Origin of the sequence: Actinokineospora sp. NBRC 105648, from assembly GCF_030269645.1 — a bacterium.
Taxonomy (GTDB): domain Bacteria; phylum Actinomycetota; class Actinomycetes; order Mycobacteriales; family Pseudonocardiaceae; genus Actinokineospora.
Map to the genome: position 1 here is coordinate 1 of NZ_BSTR01000097.1, position 3,893 is coordinate 3,893.

The following is a 3,893-nucleotide window of genomic DNA, read 5'->3' on the forward strand; positions in this document are numbered from 1 at the left end:
CCCGCTGGTCCGCCGAGGACCTCGAAGCCGTCGCTCTCGCACTCAACAACCGACCCCGAAAGAGCCTCGACTGGAAGACCCCAGCCGAGGTCTTCAACCAACAGCTACGCTCGCTCCAACAACCCGGCGTTGCAACGACCAGTTGAACCCAGGCAATATACTTCGTGGGCATTCGGGCAAAGGCTTCGCGCAGCCGGACTACTCGCCTCGATGGGCACCGTCGGCGATTGTTACGACAATGCCATGATGGAATCCTTCTGGGGCACGCTCCAACTCGAAATCCTCGACCAGAACACCTGGAAAAGTCGCAACGAACTTGCCAACGCGATATTCGAATGGATAGAATGCTGGTACAACCCGAAACGGAGACACTCCAGCATCGGGATGCGTAGCCCCGTCATGTTTGAAGCCCTACACGCCAGGTCAGACCAAGATCACTGACCCCACACCGTAGGTGTCCGGCAAACGGGGGAACCTCATCCGCTTGTAAGGGTAAGCCGCGCAAACAGCTACCGCCATGCTGTTCTTTGTGCCGTGGTTCGGCGTACTGGGCCAGCAGTTGAGCGGCCGCCCCCGGGCGATCTGCTACCTTGAGGGCAGGCGCCTCTGCGACGCCTGATTCCCTGCCGGGGCAGCCCACGCGGAACCTGGCACGGTGACGAGACAAGGTCCTCGGGATCACGCAGTGCACTGTTGTCATGACCAACGGTGGACGCGTGGGGTTCATCGGTGAGGAATAGTCATGACCAGGAACAGCCGCTGCAACAGCGCAGCTCGGTTGCACGTGGCTCGCACAGGTGAGCTATATCTTCGAGCGCGACGCAGTGTCGCCTCGGTCTCTTAGAGCATCGCGACGGGCACTGCTGAAGCCTCGACGCCGTCAGAGGTGATCAGCGACGACGGCATGGAAGACGTGTGGCGAGTTCAGCGGATCTTGGAGTCGCGTGGGTGGCGGCTCAGCCCATATAGCGAGGACGACCTCGATGACCGTGCCCGAGCCATGAGCATGGAAGTCTCGTGGGCGTACCACGGTGCGCGAGACGGTGCTCTGCACCATGAGGAAGGCGAGGACGCACCACAAGCTCCCGCCTGCGGGTTCTCTTGAGAGGACGACGGCAGCACGGAGTGGATATACGTCGACACCGCAGGAAACTGGGGTGGTTGCGAGCTGCACACCACGGTGCGTCGAACCCTGTCATTGGATGCCTTCGGAATCGCGCGGCCGCCGATGATCTTGGCGGATGTCGAGTGGCACAGCCGTGCACTGAACCTTGAGCCACTGGTCCAGTGCACGGCAAGCGGCCCCTGCGCACACCATGTTGCTCGGCCACATGAACGTCAGATGGCCTACCTGGCTTGGCATGAGGCAAGGATTAAGGCGTACGACGACCTGCTCACCGACGAGCAACGCGCCGAGTTTCAGGCATGGGCGACGGCCAACGTGGACGGCCACAGCGTTGGCACCTCTGACTGGCCGGGCTGGGTGCCTCTGATCGGTGCACCGCCTTGGCTGGCTCCCGAGGGCAACTAGGCCGTGATGTGTGGTGTAGTCGGACGTCTGCCCGGGGCACCAGCCCGGACCCGTCTCCCCTCCCGCCACGTCTCAGCCACCGACACACTCAAAGAGAAGCGCATCCAGGCCACAGCCGACTGGCCCGATCTACGGTACGGCGGATTTCCGCGCTTGCCAAGAAATAGGGCGGAAGTAGATCATGATCCGGAGCTGTGGAAAGCTTGGGAACCGAGGAGGATCATGAATGGTCGTCGCGTATCGCCGAGGTTCACCGACTGGACGATCGTCGAGGAGAGCGGCTCGACGGGATTGGTCGACGATCGGCGGCCGTTCTTCGGCGGAGTCGACGTGGAAGCCCGGATGGGCGTCATCCGCAGGCAGATCAACTACATCCGCGAGAATTGGGACCAGTACGAGCAGTTCATGTCCGACTTGGCGCAGCGGCTACGGACTGCTGTCGCAACGCTTGGTGCCGAGGCTGAACTCGCCCAGCGTCTGCTGTCGGAGCGGCGTGACTGGGGCAAGCCCGGCGAGGTGGCCACCGACTTCAGCGCCCTCAAGCTGTACACCTCCGATGCTGGTTACCGGGCGCTCTTCGGCATCGTCAACGACTCGTTCAGGCGGGACAGCTTCCTTCAGGACGAGAGGATCGCGCGGAGCGCGGTGTTCCTGATCGAGTTGTTGACGATCGACCTGTTTAACTACCGTATTGCCAATCCCGCTTCGGACGCCTTCGAGGGCGTCGTCTACCGCGGCATGTCAGTCTCGAACGACGACGTCGATGTGTTTCTGAATGTGATGCGGCAACCTGTGTCCCAGCGGTTCGTCTCGGTTCCGCTCGGGATGCTGTCATCGAGCACGGCCCCAGAGGTGGCGTTGCGGCTCGCGGGTACCTACGCGACCGCCTCGGAGGCCAGGACCACGGTCTTGTGGAGGATCCACGTGCTGGATCTCGGTGAGGAGCTACTGGACCTGTACCGGAGGAACTTCTCCACGAGTGTGGTCACCTCGATCTGTGCGGTGCCGATCACCGGCGTATCCCACTTCCCCGAGGAGAACGAGGTTCTGCTCCGAGGGCCATTTTTCCAGATCCTGGATGTCGCCTGGCAGGCGAACAAGTCCGGCGGGCCGGACCACGTCGTGGTCGACGCGGTGATGCTCAACAGCAACCGCGACCACGTCACCAACATCGCCAACGACCGCGGCGACGACCTCGCGATGCGAACCTTGTTCCGCGTCCTCGTCACCCAGCGGCGCGCACGATTTGCCGCAAAGTTCGCCACGGAACGCGGTCGGGAGGACGACGGCCTAGCCTACCAGCGCCAACTCGATGGCAGTCTTGCGGAACTGCGGTCGCTCGGGATCAGCTGAAGCGCTACCGCGAAAACTCCACCACCGCGCGCACCAAGTCACCCGGTAGGTCCACCACGGCGTCCGCGCCCGCGTTGAGCGCTTCGTCCGCCCATGCCCCAGCCTTGCTGGTGTACACCACGATCGGCTTGCCGAAGCCCGCCCCCCGGAGCTCGCGGATCATGTGCATTCCCGCCGCGGGGTCGTCGTGCCGAGCGATGTCGGTGACCACCACGTCAAAACTGAGGTTCTCCAGGTAGAAATGCGCGCACGAGGAGTCCACCACCTGGAACACCAGCTTGCCCAGGCGCTCCAACGCCAGCACTTCGTACCTGTTGTTGCCCGGATTGTCATCCACCCAGAGAACCCGAGCCAGCGCTGTGCGGTCAGCGTCGATCAGGCCCTCGGCGTCTTGCCCACTCACACCGCGCGCGATGTCGGCCGCCTGCACCGCATCCCTTGCCCCGGTCTTGTCCCCTGGAGTGATCTGGAGTTCGACGCTGAACAGTTCAGCCAGCGAGAGTCCCGCGCTGACCTTGTCGCCCCGTGACTGAGACCGCCACACCAGCACTCCACCGACCATCAAGGCCAGTACGCCGACGATGGCAACTGCCCATCCTGTATCCACGACACACCCCAATGTCCTCCGGGTTTGATTCCAAGATCGTTTCTGCGGGAGGCGACGTTACGCCAGCGCTGCGACCTGCAGGAATTTTGCGTAGCGAACATGAGTCGAGACCCGGTTCTGGCTGAAATCCGTTGGCAAGGAAGAGTCAACGCCCGCACGATGAGTATCATTCGTCTTTGCTCTGTTGATGCGGAGCCCTGGTCGCCGAGCTGGGTGGCCTGGCGATGAGGACACACCTAACTCGATTGCGAAAGCAGAGCCGCGTCAGGCCTCCGCCCAGGGGAATTTCAAAGTCTGTTTGTGCTGGTAGCGGCTGCGATGATGGGCAGGATTCGGGTTCGGTCGGCGGCGATGTGTTGCAGGGTGCGGGTGATGTGGGTGATCCCGGCCAGGCGTAGGAGG

Annotated in this window: 3 protein-coding genes and 2 pseudogenes; 4 read left to right on the forward strand and 1 reads right to left on the reverse strand. The window is 62.7% G+C overall.

Annotated elements, in window-relative coordinates:
* The 4 genes and pseudogenes from QSK30_RS36470 to QSK30_RS36485 form a co-directional block, all read left to right on the forward strand.
* Window positions 1–146, forward strand: a pseudogene (locus QSK30_RS36470) (IS30 family transposase); the annotation flags it as partial.
* Window positions 147–153: 7 nt separating this feature from the next.
* Window positions 154–441, forward strand: a pseudogene (locus QSK30_RS36475) (transposase); the annotation flags it as partial.
* A gap of 901 nt (window positions 442–1,342) precedes the next feature.
* Window positions 1,343–1,531, forward strand: a complete 189-nt coding sequence (locus tag QSK30_RS36480) for a hypothetical protein (protein ID WP_285509983.1) — start codon at window positions 1,343–1,345, stop codon at window positions 1,529–1,531.
* Window positions 1,532–1,753: 222 nt separating this feature from the next.
* A complete protein-coding gene (locus QSK30_RS36485) occupies window positions 1,754–2,884 on the forward strand; it encodes a hypothetical protein (RefSeq protein ID WP_285509984.1) in 1,131 nt (376 codons plus the stop codon).
* Window positions 2,885–2,888: 4 nt separating this feature from the next.
* Here QSK30_RS36485 and QSK30_RS36490 read toward each other — a convergent pair whose 3' ends face one another.
* Window positions 2,889–3,491, reverse strand: a complete 603-nt coding sequence (locus tag QSK30_RS36490) for a response regulator transcription factor (protein ID WP_285509985.1) — start codon at window positions 3,489–3,491, stop codon at window positions 2,889–2,891.
* Between the last annotated feature and the right edge of the window lie 402 nt (window positions 3,492–3,893).